This window comes from Paenibacillus sp. Marseille-Q9583 (assembly GCF_976954365.1).
Genome location: NZ_CDRJTB010000007.1, coordinates 44,240 through 62,519 on the forward strand (window position 1 = coordinate 44,240; position 18,280 = coordinate 62,519).

The window sequence follows — 18,280 nt, forward strand, 5'->3', positions numbered from 1 at the left end:
TTTGTACAAACTTTTGATTGTGGATGATGAACCTCAGATTTTGGAAGGTATGAAACGTATTCTGGATTGGGAGCATTACGGGTTTAAACAAATAGAAACCAGTGATTCCACTGAAGATGCCGTATTTAAAGCTGTAGATTTAGTGCCTGATATCGCTATTATCGATGTATGTATTGGCAAGAATCTAGGGTATGATGCTATCCAAAAGCTAAATGAAGTGAACCTTCCAACCAAATATATTATTATAAGCGGCTATAGTGACTTTCAATATGCCCAACAGGCCATTCGTTGCGGAGTAAAGGATTACCTATTAAAGCCTGTGGATCGAATCAAGCTGCAGGAGGTCATTGAAAAAATAATAATCGAAGATTTACATGGCACGATTAAAGATGTGAATGCTGACTCCATGAGTATTGATCCAGTATTGGGAATACATTACGATGCCTTCTCAAAGCTGGTCAATCGTATTTTAATTATGATTAAAACAGAATTTGCTCATAATATTTCATTAAAATCCGTCGCAGACCGGTTTCAAATGAACAGCACCTATCTTGGACAAATCTTCATTAAAGAAACAAATATGAAGTTCTCAGAGTATTTAATGAGCTATCGCATGCATCGTGCACAAGAGCTCATCCAAACGACTAATGAGAAAATACACTGGATTGCCCTTTCTGTTGGATATAACAACCTGAACTATTTTTATACACAATTTCAAAATCATTTTGGTACCTCTCCCTCAAGTTTACGGATGAAAAGTTAAGGCTGGATCTATATTGCAAAGTGATTTAGGGGGGCCGTGTCATGAATAGATATAGCTGCTTCATCTGTAGCATTATTCTGCTGTTCATTACATTGTTAACTGGCTGCACCAAGCAGAATTTGAACGCTGCAAACTTTAATGCAGAACCCACTGTAAATCTGATTTATTATACAATTGGTGATCCTGATAAGGATCTTGCCCTTGTTAACGACAAAATTAACGAGATATTGATGAGAAAAATTGGAATTACCATAACCTACAATAAAATTGGTTGGCAGGAATATGATGATCGCATGAATACAATGATCTCCTCTGACAGCCCTTTTGATATTGCGTTTGCTCCGGATTATGCCAAATACGCAAATCGTGGAGTATGGCTTAAATTAGATAACTATTTCACGAATCTAGCCAAAGAAATGTACCTTGCGATTGACCCCATCTTTTGGAAAGGGGCCAAGATGGATGACGGGTTTATCTATGGTGTCCCCACCAACAAAGAATTGGCTGTGCGTGAGCATTGGATGTATCCTGATTCTCTGGTAAAAAAGTACAATATTGAAGTTAACCAATATAACACACTGGAATCGCTTGAACCGCTGCTTCGCATGATACAAAAAAATGAACCCGATTATTTACCCATGGAGCTTGATCGAGACTCACACAATTTTTTTGCTATGTACGGCTACGAATATATAGGGGACAACAGACTCCCATTAATGATCCAATCTCTGGATCCTACAGCTCCCGTGGTCAATATCTTCGAAACCCGTGAAGCCAAGCATATATTAGATACGCTAAGACGTTATTACCAATTAGGGTTCATTAATCAAGATGCCGCCTTGAGAGAACCAGGAAGTTTGAAACGTGGTCTAAAGGTATTTTGGGAATCCGGTAGTGGCGGTCCACTCTCTGAGAGCGTCTGGAGTGAAGATCTGGGATATAAAATTGTAACCAATCCAGTAACACCCGAGGTGGCAACTACGGAAGCCGTACGCGGAGGGATGATGGTTGTGAATGCAAATACGAAGCATCCTGTGGAGAGCATCAAATTTCTAAACCTATTGAATACCGATCCTGAACTACGTAACTTATTTCAATACGGCATTGAAGGCGTTCATTATACGCTGGATCAGAATGACCAGGTTATCCTAATTTCGACAAAAGACAGTCAAGGAAATCCGCTTCCTAAGGCGAACGGCGGCTACACTGGCATACAATACACTCAGGGAAACTGGTTTATCTTAAATACATTAGGTGGAAGCTACCCTGACCCACTAAACAAATGGGAACAATTCCGCATCTACAACTCCCAGGTTGTGGAGTCTGAAGTACTGGGCTTTACTCCCGATCTGTCAGAGGTCGATGAACAAATTGACAACATTGAGATTGTCTGGCGCAAATATTATCCAAGTCTTATGACTGGCAGTGTCGATGTCGATACCATACTTCCCAAATTCAACCATGAACTTCATGAAGCAGGTATTGATAAAGTACGTACGAAAATCCAGAAGCAATTGGATCGTTGGCGGGAATAGGAAAGTACTATAAAAAAAGGCCCCTTCAAGAGAGACACTTAAGATAAAGTGACCTTCTTGGGGGGCTTTTATAAGATTAGTGACCCATCATCATCGCTGGATCTACCTCTTCACTGATTTTTTCAATTTGCTGCATCTTCGGCTTGCGAAGGATTAGCGACATAACAATACCAACACTTACGATACAAGCGGTCAGAAGAAAGGTATCTCCAAAGCCAGCTACTAAAGCGGTCTGCGGATTTCCTGTCTTTCCGATTGTAGCCATGTGAGTATTTGTATGAGAAGTCAGATAAGCTGTAAGACCTGTTACTGCAAACGATACGACAACCTGTTGAGCTGCTGAGGTCAACGGCGTCACACGGCTAACCAAATCACGTGGAGCTGAGTTTAATACATGTGTATTGAGTGGCATCATGGTTGACCCCATACCTAACCCCATCACACACACCGCGACAATAACCATCCAAATCGGTGTATCCACATTTACCGTAGAGAGTATAAACATCGCTGTGGCGATAACACTCAACCCACAAAATGCTAATGGACGCGCTCCAATTTTATCAAACAGCCTACCACTAATCGGCATCATAAGACCCGCGCACAACGCTTGCGGCATCACGATCCAACCGGTATGAAGTGCGGTATAACCTTTAATATTCTGTAAATACAAAGGAATCATCAGTGTAGCTCCGAACAATGCCATCTGTACGATCCAAGTAAGAATAATACCACGTGTGAAATCAGATGATTTAAACACCTTCAGTTCGAGCAATGGATACTTCTGTCTAAGCTCCACTATAATGAACAAGATTAATGCGATACCACCGATGGTTAAGCCTGTAATCGCACCTGTTGAAGACCAATCTGTTCCCCCTTCGCTCACACCATAAGCAAGCATAGCGAACGCGATCGGCGCAAGACACATCCCGAGAATATCAAGATGTGTTGACTTCTGCGGCTCAGTCTTCGGTAAATATTTCTTACCCAGAACAAAGGCCAAGATGCCAATTGGCAAATTGATAATGAAGATCCAGTGCCAGCTCACATAATCGACAAGATAACCGGAAATTACAGGACCAAAAGCCGGTGCCATCAACATCGGAATCCCGAGAACACCCATAATAGAGCCGCGACGTTCAGGCGGAGCTAATTTGAATACCATGGCCATCCCGATCGGAGCAACCATACCGCCGCCTAGACCTTGAATAATACGGAATAAAATCAGTTGCTCGGGTGATTGTGCTAAGCCGCATAGAAGTGACCCTAAAGTGAACATGACAATCGTTATAAGGAAAATTCGCTTTGCGCCAAATTTATCTGTCATCCACCCGGCAAGTGGAATGACTGCGGATAGTGCTAATGTGTACCCCGTTATTGCCCATTGAATCGTCTTTAGATCTGTATTGAAATATTCCACTAATTTTGGAATTGCATTATTAACAACTGTACTATCGAGAATAACCATAATCATACCAACGATAATCGCAAGCAGAGGTGGCAGAATAGCTTTCAGGGAGAATGTGTCGCCTTCCTGCGTGAGGGGTTTTGTTGCAGCATTTGATGTCATTGTGATACCTCTGCTTTCTAAATTTTGACTGAATATTTGTGAAAATAATGCTCGAAAAACAAGTCGATGCTCTCCTCAATCGATAAAGGGATATCGAGTAGAGACGATTGAATGCGATCGTTCGGCTGACATTTAGCAGCAGGATTAACTTTGGTGAACGGTGACATAATGGCAGCAAACATATGCTGTGTCATCAACAATAAAGTCTTTGGATCTGTTATACCTGTCACTTCTGTCATGACTGCCCTTAATTTTTCGAACCCTTGTTGCTTCATAAAATGTACATATTCGGCCACCGATTCAAACAATGGGTCATGGCCAAGAATTCGCTTAAGCAAATCAGGATAGTCTTGAAGAAATGAAGCGTATGTCAAAATGAATTGTTTCAACCGTTCGATTGGCGGATGCTCCACCACATCAAATATGTCAAACGCTGAGCGGAATGTTTCTAGAATCATCTTCATTGCTTCATGAATAAGCTTTTCTTTCGACCCGAAATAATAATTAATCAGCGCTACATTAGTGCCCGCTTCACTAGCAATTTTCCGAATGGTGACACTATCAATCCCTTCAGACTTTATCAATTGCAATGTGGCGTCCAAAATCTTCTCCTTCGTCATATAACTCTCCTCAACTCTACATTCATTTAAACAGTGTTTAAAACAATGATTAATATACCTTGAAAACTTAATACGCGTCAATGGAAATTTCAGAAAATACCCCTACTGTTTTCAACAAAGACGGAAACATGCGATGCAGGGCTTAAATTTGAAGAGCAAAAATAACCGGCCGAGAATATATCTCGCCGGCTGATTGTGTTTGTTATAGGGTGAATAACGTGTTCAATCTCTTAATACCGCTTGTAATGACGCTATTGCCTTATTCATTAAGTAGGGCTCCGTTATCCATCGTCTAGGATGTGATAAGCGTCCTTTGTTATCAACGGCGCATACTCGTCGATGCTTTATATTTTCTGACCAATCTATAACCTGCTCCATCTTTTTGTCAAATACCCTGTCTACAAATCCCATAATTACAAAGCTCGATCTGTTACATTCATCCAGAAATGCCTCTCGAGAATGTGTTATAGGATCCTCCAGCAAGTAAAGTCTCTCATTGGGAAGGACTTTCTTAGCTAGTTCATGATATTCCTCTGCCTTCCCGCCATTAGGTTGACGGACATTCGAAAGATTATAAACACGCATTATCCCACTCGGTTCAGGACGTCCTTCATAACCGCTCCTTATAGCTTTTATAATATTACGCATGGTTAAGTCAGGAGTACTAGCAGCTTTAAATTCATCTTCTGGATCTTTCCCATTTTTAAACGCATTCCATCCTGAATTTCTATTAAATTCAAAACTACCTGGGTTAGTCATAACTACCATACCAAGCAGTTCCTTAGAGTCCCCAAATTGTATTTCTGTAGAATGACGTATTAACAAGACTTCATTAACATGGATCACACGAATCATAGAAGCCGTAACTCGTTCCGGATATTTTCTTGTCATATCGCAATCACCTTCCACTATTCGTTTGCCATAACAACTCCTGACAACAAGTCTTCTATGGCTTTGGAAAGTATATTCTCTACGATAATAAATATGATGGTATTTTAATAACTGTATAAACAGAAGGCTAGAATGGCTATAGGCACTTGATGGCCGTAATATTGTGTATTTCCCTCTGGTACAAAGCGACATCCACCAGAACTCCCCCCATAATAAATGAGTAACTCTTCTACACGAGCTTAGAAAAACCTTCACATTTCCCTTGTCGTCATAATGCCCTTCTCCTATCCATATACATAATATGAACTACATTGATCGACCCATCTATTTGAAGCCAAACCCCATTTCGTGAGGGTTTATTCAGGTTGGATCTACAGAATTATAGGAAGGAGCAACAGAATCATGCCAAGCGAAGAAATTAATGCGTTGGAACGGGCAATTGCGGAAATTACAGAGATCGCCACCGGCTTTGGTTTGGATTTTTATCCCATGCGTTATGAAATATGCCCCGCAGATATTATTTATACATTCGGCGCTTATGGAATGCCGACTCGATTTGGTCATTGGAGCTTCGGAAAGACGTTTCACAAAATGAAATCCCAATACGATTTCGGGCTGAGTAAAATATACGAGCTTGTCATTAACTCCAACCCTTGTTATGCCTTCCTGCTCGACGGAAACTCGCTGATTCAGAACAAACTGATCGTAGCTCACGTGCTGGCGCACTGCGATTTTTTCAAAAATAATATGCGATTCTCCATGTCCAACCGGGATATGGTCGAGAGTATGTCAGCTACTGCGGACCGAATCGCCGGCTATTCAGTAACCTACGGTACCGATGCTGTGGAGAAATTCATTGATTCGGTGCTGGCCATTCAAGAGCATATAGATCCCAGCCTGATTCAGCCGCGCAAGCTAGGTAAGACCCATCTACTGGAAGCCAAAATGAAGGAACTCAAGGATGCCCCTCCGGGTGGCTCCAAACCTGCTAATCCGTACGACGAGTTATGGAATCTAGACAAGAGCAATTCTGGACCACAGGAAGCATCATCCGGAAATCGTGCGTTCCCACCTGAGCCGGAAAAAGATATTGTCTGGTTCATCCAGCAATATTCCACCGTCTTGGAGGATTGGCAGCGCGACATTATGACGATGCTTCATGATGAAATGCTCTACTTCTGGCCACAAATGGAGACGAAGATCATGAACGAAGGCTGGGCTTCGTACTGGCATCAGCGCATCGTCCGTGAACTGGATCTGACCGAAGAAGAAACCGTAGAATACGCTAAACTAAATTCCTCCGTCGTGCAGCCTTCACGGCAAAGCCTGAATCCATACTATCTTGGTCTAAAAATCTTCGAAGACATCGAACGCCGCTGGGACCGCGAGAAAATATTTGAGGTTCGCGAGTTGGAGTCTGATACTTCTTTTATCCGCAGTTATCTGTCCAAGGAACTGGTGAACGACCTCGATCTTTATGTTTTTGAGAAAAAAGGTCCGGAATGGAAAATCACCGACAAAGCATGGGAAAATGTACGGGATCAACTAGTGCTCGCTCGAGTCAATGGCGGGTCACCTTACTTGGTCATAGAGGATGCCGACTTTGAGAAGAATGGCGAGTTATTTATCACCCACCGCTATGAAAGTATCGAGCTGGATCTAAAGTATCTGGAGCGCACACTCCCGCATATCTACTCATTATGGGGGCGCACTGTTCATCTGCAGACCGTCGTGGAGGATAAAAAGGCTCGGTTTTCGTATGATGGCAAGAAGGTGCAGCGGAAGTTTATTTAAAGAGAATAAGGCTCTATAACTTGAAAAACAAAGCGGCAGAACTGGACGCGTAGTGCGTCCCGGGTCTGCCGCTCTTTATTTGGTCTGTTGATTATTCGGATTCATTTAACATCTTTGAGAAATATTTCGGAGCCTCAGTAAATCCTTGTCGGGCATAAAATCTATGCGCATCTGTTCTTCTAGAGTGGCAATGAACTTGAATTCGGTCACAGTTTCTTTTTCTAGCTAAATTAGTGCAATATTCCTCAAGCATCCGTCCAATACCCTTGCTCCTAATGGCATTACTTACCACAAGATAGCTTATAATTGCAGTATCCCCTGTGAGCCCTAATTGAGGTATGTAATGCATGGAAATGCAAGCGACTACTTTATGATCTTCCTCGAAAACTAATAATTCCTCATCCGGATGCAGGACTAGCTTTTCTATTTTTTCTTGCATGAATGCTTCTGTCTCTGGATAACCCAACTGCTCTAATAATTCGGATATGTCTTTCCAGTCCTCTACTTTTGCTTCTCTAATCATCTGTTTCATCCCCCAATATTATCAAATTACACGTCTATTTAATCTATTAGACTACGGGAGGGGATAAGCGTCAATCAACCTACAATAAATGAGAAAGCCCGCAGCGTATAACCCGCTGCGGACCTTCTTGCGTCGACACCCCGTATCGACTGAATAATTGAACTTTGCAAATGCTGCTGAGGTAAAAGTAACGTAGGGGAAGTTTGGAACTGTAGGAGCGTAGCGTTCGCCTTTGTATCTGGATTTAATCCGCTAAGGAATAATCAATAAATCCAGAGACAACAGCGACCGAAAGTCCAAACATTCCCCGAAGTTACGATCATCACCGAGCAGCATTTGCCCTTACACATCATTCGGTCGATTTTTTCACAGGAACATAAATCTCCATCACCGTATCCGGCCGCGAGTGGCAGCGTTCATCATAGAATTCGAAATCCAGCTTACTATCATCATAATCATAGCCACTATCCTTAAACCATTCTTCGAAGATGTACTTCCATGTGCTTTTTATAACCTGTGCAAACTGTATTTGCTCTGTATCGGTTGATGTATCCACTGGCGGCGTTGTGAACACAGCATATTCGGCTTCTGGCACATCCATCGTCAACATATCATCTTCCACCTTGGAGTAGTCCTCTACAATAACACCTAGAAGATAAGTCGCATTACCATTATCTGAGGAAGGAATACATAAGCCGACTTCTCCGTGTTTAGGCGGGTTTAGTATTTTATACATTTTGGACTCCAGATTCTCACCCTCATAATGACTCCAAAAAGATGCAATATCCTTGGTGTACATACTTCCAGCAACATTAGTTTGGATCCCATACCCAGCGACCTTAAATGCAGGCTTGCGAACAATAACAGGGTTCATTATAAAACCTCCGATTTCAAATAGTGTTGTTCCTTTAGTAAATCCGTCCATCCGTGCGGCATACTGTGTCGGGCTATAGCCAAAAGCCTTACGAAAGGCCTTAGTGAAACCACTTTGTGTCTCAAAACCATAGTCCAGTGCGATATCAATGATTCTTCTACCGGCAAACAATTCAATGGACGCTAAAGATAATTTCCGGCTCCGCACATATTCCATCACGGACATTTCCTTGCATAAGCTGAACACTCGGCAAAAATGATACACCGAATATCCAACCTCAGCGGCTATTTCTTCCACTGTTATATTTTCTTTGATATGAGCTTCAATATATTCAACACATTTTTCTATATCTTTACTGTAATTCAAGTGCAGCACCAGCCTTCCCCCGTACGGTGATTTCATTATATCAACTGCAAGCGAGGAGGATTGTTCCTGTTTTGCTGAGCTGTGTTCACCCCCTATTCATTCTCTTTAATAAGCGCAAAAAAAAGGGATGAAGCGGCGGACTACCTTCAATACTCCATACCAAGCGCAGATCTTGTAATCCATTATCTTCATTTGATGGGGTGAATTGAATTTCATACTTATTCGGTTCAGTTCCGATATCCAAAGCTTTAGTCGTTATTAACTTAGCCCCACTACTACTATAGACACTCAGATTCCCCTGTGTAGCTGAGGATCCGTGCAGCTGATGCGTCGTCTTATCATCTAACCCATCCTCCTTATTTCTCCAAAAATAAATCCGCCCTTATTACCGAAATTCCACAATACTTATAATGGTCATCAACCTCAAAGCCTTCATTCTTCAGCACCTCACAGGCTAGTTCAGCTACGTAGCCCTCCTTCCCTTTGCTTCAAAGTTAGTGGATATTCAACATCAAGTGTAGCGAATGATTTAAAAGCCTCGCGTGCGAAAATAGAGTGTACTTAGTAGGAAAAAGTGAAGTAAATAATAGAAATGAATCTCAACGCTCAATGGTAGACGATCAATTTCAGTGTGACATTCAACAAAAAAGCAACCTTGCTCTCTATTGAGAACACGGTTGCTTTGATTCAACTGAATAATGTATGCAATTTACCCTATCGATTCAGTAAGCTTCCCATATACTTCATCCGGTGTCTTGGAAAGAGTAGACGAATGCCTGTTTCACTTTTAACAATTCGATTGAATATTCCTAACCTAAATACGTTAATAATCTGCTGATCATGACTGCAGCTTCCGCACGAGTCAAATTACTCTTCGGATTGAGTTTATGATCCGGGGTCCCTTGGATTAGACCCAATTCGATGCAAGTAGCCAATGCCTGCTTAGACCATATACCTGCCTGATCCGCATCTATATACGTAGCTAGTACAGCTTGCGTAGCATCTGATACTTTAGGTGATTTTCCCTTCAATTCAAGCACTCTTGCCATAATAACTGCCATTTCCTGACGGCTTAGAGGCTTCATCGGATCAAACAAATTACCTACATACCCTTTAAGCAACCCAGCATCTGCTGTAGCAATAACACTATCGCTGTACCATTTATCTTGCGGCACATCCTTAAATGACGTTAATCCTTTTACTTCAAGACCTAGAGCTCGTGCCAGTATCGCTGCGATTTCAGAACGGTTAATCGTCTTGTCCGGAGCAAAATTCTGATCTGTTATACCCCTCAAGATACCTTTACTCACCAAAGCCTCAATATCCTTATTTGCCCAGTGACCCACGGTATCAACAAAGAATTTAAGTTTGGTTTCTGATCCTTGATCTGAGCCCGTTCCTGAATTTGGAGTAGTCTCCGGTTTCGCACCTGAACTTGGGTTAGAAACATTACCAGAATCTGTCCCTGATTGATTACTTTCCTTTGCTTTGACCGTTACAAACGCTATTGCTTTCATATCAGTCCCAGCAACCGTGCCTTTCACTTGGAAACTCCCCGCTTGCGCATAACTCGAAGAATGAATCGCATCCCATACAACCAACATTTTCTGTGTTGTATGATTGGTCATGCTCACAGTTACTTCCGTAGGCAGTTTCGGCGCCAAGCCAACTTCTGTTTCAATCTTTACATCCTCTATAGCTACAATGCTAAGAGCGAATACAAGACTTTTTATTGCATTTTCAAGCTCTACTCGCATTTCATCTAGTAAAGTAATCGTAGCGCTAGGGTCCTTCAGAATCTTCTCCGCTTTATCCAGAGCAGTCGCAACTATTGCCCAGGTTTCAGATGAATAATCTGAACTCTTTAATGCTGCTGCCTCGGTAATCGTTTGTTGAAGAAGATCTTTAGAGATGTCTAGATTACTTCCCTTAATATAAAAATCATCTAGAATAAAAGCAAAATCAGATGTAGCTTTTCCCGAACCTTTGGTAATCATTTTGAAAATTACTTGATAATCATCCTGATTACCGGTTGTAAAGCTTTGCTTGAATCGGATATAACCGCCATTTTCTCCAGCTTTATTGCCTGGATTGGTTAAATTACCTAGCGTTTCCTTTAATACAATCTCTTTTGAAGAACGTGATTGTACCGACACTTCATAACCAACATTCGTTTCTGAAGTATAGATAAATCCTAACTCATATTCTTTATTTGGCTTCAATTTCACGCTAGATTCGTTTGTTTTAATGAGTTTACCCACATCTGTTTCATTCATTTTTAGTGAGTTTTCACCATTCAGAACCCAAGTCATCACAGGACCAACTTTGTTCTCAGCTGCCTGAACGATAGGATTGTTATCGTGTGGATTACTTTGGTCAGTTGCAATATGAATTTGTCTAGACCCACCACCATACTCAAATGGACCCCAACCTTCATACACATTCTCGAAATCCTCATACACAACATAATTTTTATTCGTAGGATCCTTCTCCACTGACGTATGCTTCCAAATACGAACATCATCAAATTGTACTGTACCAACTCCTGAATCAGCTAGCAACTTCACTGTTGCAGTAGTAACACCTTCAGGAACCTTAAATTCAACATTCATTCTCTGCCAATTTGTATCGACATACTTGAAGGATGAGTTATGGATACCGTCCTGCCCTGTCACATGATTAGAATAGGTTTTACCGTTAATTGTAACCTGCAGAGAAGATATTCTTCCTTTCTCCGTCTGAGTCCACACCCCGACAGTATAATCCTCACCAGGCTGTAGTCCATTAATTTCCTGAGACAAGATACCCGCTTTGTTTCCAACCTCAGCGTATTTATTCCAATTCGATTTGTTCATTTCTTTGCTGGTATCGTATTCGCGATCACCTTGCACTGTCTTGATTGTAATATTACTTAGATCATCAGCTGTCCAGGAACCTGGAACATTCAATTGCTCAGAATTAAAGGCGAAATCCTTAATAAGACTGCCTTCACCCCAATTTGTTGCAGCAGGGACCAATACTAGAGCATCCGCTGATGTAGGATAAAGCACATAAGGTGTATTCTTCTTAGCCTTATTTATCGTGAGAGATCCATCATGAGCAACAACTGTATCGACTAACACTTTGCCTTGTTGTGTCAGCTCATACATATTGAATTGGCTCACATCTTTAAATTCATTCGTCAACTGCCAAGTTGTCGCGTTGCCTGTTGTATTCCAGTGATATAGTCTTGCACCTTCGTTTACACCCAAGATCTTATTGGTCTTCATATCCCAAACCCAAGGAATTAACGAATTCGCTTCACCAGTATGACGCTCTGATTCATCTGTTGTCGTCCCCGTATCTTTCCAAGAAGATATGAGCTTGCCATTTTTAGATAACTCAATCATATTCGTTAATTTATTTCTCTTAGAGATCACTTCATTATCAAACGTAATTTGATCCTCTTCATATTTCATAACACCAAAATGTTGCATGAACTTCGTAGGTAATACTTCATTGAAGAATACGGTTACACCTTGCTGCACATCCGGTTTGGAATCTCCCCATGTTGTCACACCTGGTATTTTTTGTCCTTTGAATAAGGCATTTCCAACGAAAATATCTAGATTATTCTTCACTATTCTTGATAGAATGCTAGAATTCCCCTTATTCGGATATCCTAAATCCGGACCCCAGTGAACAAAATCCACACCGGGCTCTAATGGACCAGCAAATTCCGTTCCTACCTTTAGTCCAAGGTTATTAGCGTATTGCAGCAATTTATAGGCATTGTAATCATTGCCTGTATACACATCAATATAGAAGAAGTCTAATGTAGGATCATTCGGGTTGGAAGAATCCTTGGTCAGATTATATAAATTTTTGAAACGTGACTCTAGATTGCCACTCAAGACATCCTTCGTCTGATCAACATAATAAGACGTATCAATCCAATCCCAACCTCCGGAGAGACGATCTACTGTTGGTCCTTTTGATGATGCACCATTTAAATTGGAATAATTCAGCTCGTTAGCATCAAGTTGATACTCTGTTGCATTGAGATGAACACCCACGTTAAGATTATACTTATCGCCCTCATTGATGAGATAGTTTAATTCATCCAATCCACCCTGCCTCACACCAATGTTGGAATAGGATGGAATATCATCATCATGGCCCTCTGCCTGATACCCCTTATGAAGAATCATCTGCCCAAAGCCATCTGTATAATTGTACAGAATTTTACCCGTATCCAACGAATTCAAGAAAGGATCATTTGCCTGGCTAGCAAAGTTGAATGCGATGTACATCATATTGTTCTGCATATCTCGAGCACCAAATGGCTCCTTATAAATATTCGTCCGATAAGCAACAGCTGCATCCTGCCAATCTGTTTTACCGTCATTATTACGATCATTCGTCACAACTACCTCATACCAAGGCAGTTCTTCCGTTTCATTACTTTGAAGATGGCGATACGTCCAAGTACCCGGCTTCACTGTCACTTTATTGACAAGTGGTTTCTTTTCCGTGGTCACAATCAGTTTATTGCCACCGCTGATTACATTGTCTTCAATCGATGCTCCCAAGCCATTTCCGCTCACCATAGCCATCGTAACGCCTGAAGCGCTACTCTGTTTCATGAGATTCATGTTATCGACCAGTTCTTCTGTTAATCCATGCCATGCTCCATCCGATTTACTCCATGCATACGTTGCATTTTCCATAGCGCTATTCACATGGATTAGAGAATTGTTAATTTGAATCGAACGGACAACAAACCCATCCGGTTTTTCAGTTATTTTATCAATTTCAAAACGTACGACATGATTCGCTTTTGCCTCAATATGTGCTTCGATGACAACACCAATCTCGTCAATCATCATTGTATACTGATACTTACTATCGCTCTCTTTATTAGATATGGTGCGAGGCACATAATCCATATTGTTGATCTTCAGACTATTCGTTTGCTCCTCGCTAGCCTGTAGTTTACGTTCATCAACTTGATATTCAACAATACCCGGGAAATCTTTATATACTGTAACATTTAAACCATCTTTAGTGATCGTATCTGTCTCTGAGGCAACCTGAAGCTTAGGTAGTGACTCTAGCTCTACCATCTTTACATTGCTCACCGTCATCTTCTTACTTCCATACCAAGATCGAAGTCCAAGCCAACCTGGCTGCATAGTCATTTCCTCTTCAGATACCGATCCCATATCCGTTGTCACACCACCTGGGTCCGTAATCTTGAAGCTTATGGTAGTTCCTACTAAACGAAGTTCGATATGATAAAGTGTATCGGCTAGCATCTCAAATGAGTTTGAGAAAGTAGCCTCGTTCCCATTTGCGAATAATTTCCAAACGCCGTTAATGTCATGATTAACCGATACATATGCGCTATCCGTGGATCCTCTTAATATAAATCCATATCGCCCACCAGTTGCTCCAGCGTCTACATTTGTTTTGTAATCAAAAGTAACTTTCTGATCCATCAATTTAGGGCTATCCTTATCCACGGCTAGTGCTACACCTGGCATGTTCAATTGAATTTGACCATCTCCGTTACTCTCTACCACCGGATTACTACTATCCAGAGAGCCCCAATTCTGTGCCGAATAATTCGGTTGGTATACTCTGATTTCTTCTGCGGTTATTGCATCTACATTCACCTTAATTGCAGCATCAGTTGTATTATATAACCCAAATGCTCCTGGTGAATATGCAGATACTGGTACATTACCGACCAATACTCCATTTATATATAGGCTTAATTCCTTCTCAATGACCTGCACACGTAAAATATAATCTTTGCTTATTGCAATGCCATCAGCATTGCCAATGGCAGCTTCGCTACCTTCCAACAGATATTTCCATTTTCCCGCGCTCTCTTGATATATGGTGATATTGCCCAGTTTAACACCAACTTCACCATCACTCTTCATTTTCACTTGATAGATCCCATTAGATACTGCTGTTATATCTCTATTAAAAGCAGTTGCTCCAGCATCAATAGTCCCTGTCAAATATCCATCTATAACTTGCGGTGTCGCATGATACCCATCCCAATTAGGCTGAGAATCACCTTCATAATATTCCTCGTAAATCATTTTGTCCGTTTGTGTAGAAGTATTCATATCCATAAACTCTTCGGTAAAAAGAATATTATCGATATATATGGTATCCTGAGCAACCACCCCAAAACGTCCTTCTCCAAATTGCTGGCCTGCCGGTAAGCTTGCATACAATTCAGCCCCGTTAATGCTTAGGGTTACAGAGGAGTCAGAATATTGTAAACCTATTTTATTCCAGACGAAAGGTTTAGGATTTGAACTACTAGTACTAGTACCAGATGCAACAAAATCAATGATGCTGGTACCCTTTTTCAAAGTCCATTTCGTACCATCAAATGTAATAAGAGCATTGTTACCAATAGCAAATCCGATATTGGTGTTCGTAGGTTTCACACTAGCCATATAAGTCGCGCTCTGTAGGAGCGGAGCATCTGCATTCCATGTTTCACCGTTCAGATCAGATAACTTTAGAATTCGGTTGCTGCCTTCTGTAATAATGGTAGACGTTGCACCGTTACTCCAGTCACCTGTTATACTGTCTTGAAAATCATTACTATACTGAATAATTTGTTTGGGTTTTATGATCTGATTTGTATAGTGTATATTATCTATCTGCAATTCTACCGTACTTCGAATTCGAAGACCGAAGTACCCAGCTACTTCTGAGAATTGCGCAAAAGTAATATCACCGATCTCTTTTTTATTCAAAAATACCGTGATTGTTTTTCCTTTAAAATTGAACATGAGATTATTCCATCTGCCTTGGATCGGGTAAGGAATATTTAATTTACTTCCCCAACCCGAGTTAGACTCTGGTATCCAGATGCTAGGGTCAACCCCAATCTCATTGAATATGCTCGCCGTTTCATTCATTCTAAAACCAAACGCAAAGCCTTGACCGCTACCTAGTTTTGCTGGATTAATCAGCTTGAAATCTAACGAGAGTGTACCCTCTTGAATCTGTGGGGAATCTAGATCAACACCTCGTTCTTTTGATCCTTTTTTCAGAGAAAGAACTTTATTTCCCGTAAGATCGGTCACTACTTGAGCATTTAAACCTGACCAGTGAGGTATATAATTAGGATCTTCATAGTCTTGAACATAATCAATGACGTTTGAAGGTTTATCTTTTGTACCTACACCTGCAATACGTAACTCTTTAATAGAGACATTTCCTGTTGCAAAACGTTTATATAGACCTACCTGACCAATCCCTGTCGACTGATTCAATAAATCCGTATCCTTATTGTAGTATGTCACTCCGTCAACTATTACCACGAGCTTCGTACCATGAAAGCCGATTTGTATTCGATAATCTATATCTGTTTTCAGTTCAGGACCCTCGAATACTTCCCAATTACCTGAACCATCCGGACTTTGAATTACCCAATCTGTATTGGCATCGTAACGGATAGATACCCCTTGATTTGTATCATTTGATCCTATAACAAAACCAACATTACTTGAAACTGAACTTGTATAGCGCATCGTTGTATCAATAATTCCTGCAGATAGCCATGGAGCTTTATCCCATGTTGCAATCGCTCCACCGCCATCCACTTTAGTTATCGCAATGGTTAGTCCATTATTTACAGAAGTTGTTCCTGCTCCTTTAACGAACGTCATTGGTTCCGGTTCCATTGACTGATAATTATTCGTATACGATAGTGCCCCTTGACCCTCAGGAACATTTAATTTTATGTCATTTAAGAAGTCCTCTATGTCCGCCTCTTCAATTGTGCCCTCTTGTGTATCCGTTACCGTAATAGTCGCTTCTGCTTTGACATTTGAGGCTTTAACATTTCCCTCTACGTTAAAAGTCCCCACCTTCGCATAACTTAAAGGATCGATTTCATCCCAGCTAACCATTACTTCGCCGATGGAATCATCGCTGTAAACTGCTTGTACTACCGAAGGGAGTTCTGGTGGTTCACCAACAGAAGTTTGAACCCTGGTTGGAGAAACACTTTTAATTACTTGTTCGTGAACTGCACTTAACGAGTCACCAATTTCTCCTTCAGCAGCATAAGACATACTTCTTGGATATATGATTGATTGACTTGTAACCATCAAAAAAATCATCATCCAAATCATGAATCGAAAAATCTTATTCTTACCTTTTTTATGCATCGTACCTTTCCCCCTTATAATAGTCTATTCGATATTAATTAAAGCGCTTTCAAATTACATTTTTGATTTTAACAATTTTATTTGATTTATTCTTTCAAAATATAACCCATATTGAAAAATCTGTTTGAAATACAGAACTAAAAACAATTGTGATTCTATCCATCACCCCACTTTAGATCTGGAAAGTTAATAGTTTCAATGCTACACTGAGTTATAATAAGTGGTGAATTTTTACACAAATGTCTGAAAACTATCAGGGGAGATTATTATGAACCGAGTTGTTGATCTCTTATATCATGAGTCTGATCAGGAATTAATCTATAATGCATTAGAGCGCACCTTGAAGCCCGGTTATTTTTTTGGACCTCATTGCCATGAGAATCTGGAAATCTGTTTAATGAAAGAAGGAGAATGTGACATCATTATTAATGGTGAGAGGATTACCGTTCATAAAGGTGAAATTATGGTCATCTTCGCTCATATGATTCACTCTTTTCATGTAAACTCAGATCAAGAAGCCGTCTTTCTACAAGTTCACTTTTCTCCAGAAAACTTTATTGCGGCAGACCCCAAAGTTAATGACTATATAAGATTTTTACATTATATGTCAGATAAACATATAGCCTATACCTTCCATCCATATACGAAGCAGATTCTTTCATGTGTGGAGCGTATTTGCGAAGAAGTGAATACTGAAGTGAATATGTACCACGTATCGCTAGCAAATATTTATATCTACGAATTACTGTTTCTATTATCTCGCGAGATTGAAAAAAGTGTTCGTAAAGTATTCAGAATAAATAATCCCATAGCAATTCGAGCTATCCATTTCATTAGACAAAATGTAGAAAACAATATCACACTAGACGATATCGCTAGCAACTGTAACATAACTACCCGATACCTATCGAAAATTTTCAAACAATACGTGAATATATCGGTGAACGATTATCTTTGTATCACAAAAATTGATAAAGCCATGAATTACATATGTAATACAGAACTCTCCATCACAGAAATATCCTCAAAACTCCAATTTTCTAGTGCACAATACTTCTCAACCGTATTTAAAAAATACAGCGGCGTTACTCCAAAGGAATATAAAAATCTTCGTACGAAGGATATATAGTTAATAATTGTATCTCTATAACAAAAAAA

The 18,280-nt window shown here is 40.5% G+C and carries 10 protein-coding genes; 4 read left to right on the top strand and 6 right to left on the bottom strand.

Annotated elements, in window-relative coordinates; all coding sequences use genetic code 11:
- The first annotated feature begins 1 nt into the window (after window position 1).
- Complete coding sequence (locus tag ACWNM1_RS05400) at window positions 2–763, top strand: response regulator transcription factor (RefSeq protein ID WP_449600206.1); 762 nt, start codon at window positions 2–4, stop codon at window positions 761–763.
- Window positions 764–804: 41 nt separating this feature from the next.
- A complete protein-coding gene (locus ACWNM1_RS05405) occupies window positions 805–2,298 on the top strand; it encodes an ABC transporter substrate-binding protein (protein ID WP_449600207.1) in 1,494 nt (497 codons plus the stop codon).
- Between the two features lie 76 nt (window positions 2,299–2,374).
- On the opposite strand, the gene ACWNM1_RS05410 is transcribed toward ACWNM1_RS05405, so the two are convergent.
- The 3 genes from ACWNM1_RS05410 to ACWNM1_RS05420 all read right to left on the bottom strand — a co-directional run bounded on the left by ACWNM1_RS05410 (window position 2,375) and on the right by ACWNM1_RS05420 (window position 5,376).
- Window positions 2,375–3,865 (bottom strand): MDR family MFS transporter, encoded by a 1,491-nt coding sequence (locus tag ACWNM1_RS05410; RefSeq protein ID WP_449600208.1) that lies wholly within the window; start codon window positions 3,863–3,865, stop codon window positions 2,375–2,377.
- A 17-nt stretch (window positions 3,866–3,882) separates the two neighbouring features.
- Window positions 3,883–4,485, bottom strand: coding sequence for a TetR/AcrR family transcriptional regulator (locus ACWNM1_RS05415; RefSeq protein ID WP_094870421.1), 603 nt, complete (start codon window positions 4,483–4,485; stop codon window positions 3,883–3,885).
- Between the two features lie 222 nt (window positions 4,486–4,707).
- On the bottom strand, window positions 4,708–5,376 hold the full coding sequence (locus ACWNM1_RS05420; RefSeq protein ID WP_449600209.1) for a hypothetical protein: 669 nt from the start codon (window positions 5,374–5,376) through the stop codon (window positions 4,708–4,710).
- Window positions 5,377–5,778: 402 nt separating this feature from the next.
- On the opposite strand from ACWNM1_RS05420, the gene ACWNM1_RS05425 reads away from it, so the two are divergent.
- A complete protein-coding gene (locus tag ACWNM1_RS05425) occupies window positions 5,779–7,170 on the top strand; it encodes a SpoVR family protein (protein WP_379422594.1) in 1,392 nt (463 codons plus the stop codon).
- A 91-nt stretch (window positions 7,171–7,261) separates the two neighbouring features.
- Here ACWNM1_RS05425 and ACWNM1_RS05430 read toward each other — a convergent pair whose 3' ends face one another.
- The 3 genes from ACWNM1_RS05430 to ACWNM1_RS05440 all read right to left on the bottom strand — a co-directional run bounded on the left by ACWNM1_RS05430 (window position 7,262) and on the right by ACWNM1_RS05440 (window position 17,122).
- Window positions 7,262–7,693: a GNAT family N-acetyltransferase gene (locus tag ACWNM1_RS05430; RefSeq protein ID WP_449600210.1), complete on the bottom strand. Its 432-nt coding sequence runs from the start codon at window positions 7,691–7,693 to the stop codon at window positions 7,262–7,264.
- Between the two features lie 349 nt (window positions 7,694–8,042).
- Entirely contained in the window at window positions 8,043–8,969 is a 927-nt protein-coding gene (locus tag ACWNM1_RS05435; protein ID WP_449600211.1) for an AraC family transcriptional regulator, read from the bottom strand.
- A gap of 773 nt (window positions 8,970–9,742) precedes the next feature.
- Window positions 9,743–17,122: an endo-alpha-N-acetylgalactosaminidase family protein gene (locus ACWNM1_RS05440; RefSeq protein ID WP_449600212.1), complete on the bottom strand. Its 7,380-nt coding sequence runs from the start codon at window positions 17,120–17,122 to the stop codon at window positions 9,743–9,745.
- A gap of 268 nt (window positions 17,123–17,390) precedes the next feature.
- Here ACWNM1_RS05440 and ACWNM1_RS05445 point away from each other — a divergent pair, with 268 nt between their 5' ends.
- Window positions 17,391–18,251: an AraC family transcriptional regulator gene (locus ACWNM1_RS05445; protein ID WP_449600213.1), complete on the top strand. Its 861-nt coding sequence runs from the start codon at window positions 17,391–17,393 to the stop codon at window positions 18,249–18,251.
- The last annotated feature ends 29 nt before the right edge of the window (window positions 18,252–18,280 follow it).

Bases quoted from the DNA above. Each gene is read 5' to 3' on its own strand.
- ACWNM1_RS05415 (WP_094870421.1), bottom strand. From the start codon at position 4,485: ATGACGAAGGAGAAGATTTTGGACGCCACATTGCAATTGATAAAGTCT.
- ACWNM1_RS05410 (WP_449600208.1), bottom strand. From the start codon at position 3,865: ATGACATCAAATGCTGCAACAAAACCCCTCACGCAGGAAGGCGACACA.
- ACWNM1_RS05420 (WP_449600209.1), bottom strand. From the start codon at position 5,376: ATGACAAGAAAATATCCGGAACGAGTTACGGCTTCTATGATTCGTGTG.
- ACWNM1_RS05445 (WP_449600213.1), top strand. From the start codon at position 17,391: ATGAACCGAGTTGTTGATCTCTTATATCATGAGTCTGATCAGGAATTA.
- ACWNM1_RS05425 (WP_379422594.1), top strand. From the start codon at position 5,779: ATGCCAAGCGAAGAAATTAATGCGTTGGAACGGGCAATTGCGGAAATT.
- ACWNM1_RS05405 (WP_449600207.1), top strand. From the start codon at position 805: ATGAATAGATATAGCTGCTTCATCTGTAGCATTATTCTGCTGTTCATT.
- ACWNM1_RS05440 (WP_449600212.1), bottom strand. From the start codon at position 17,122: ATGCATAAAAAAGGTAAGAATAAGATTTTTCGATTCATGATTTGGATG.
- ACWNM1_RS05430 (WP_449600210.1), bottom strand. From the start codon at position 7,693: ATGATTAGAGAAGCAAAAGTAGAGGACTGGAAAGACATATCCGAATTA.
- ACWNM1_RS05435 (WP_449600211.1), bottom strand. From the start codon at position 8,969: ATGAAATCACCGTACGGGGGAAGGCTGGTGCTGCACTTGAATTACAGT.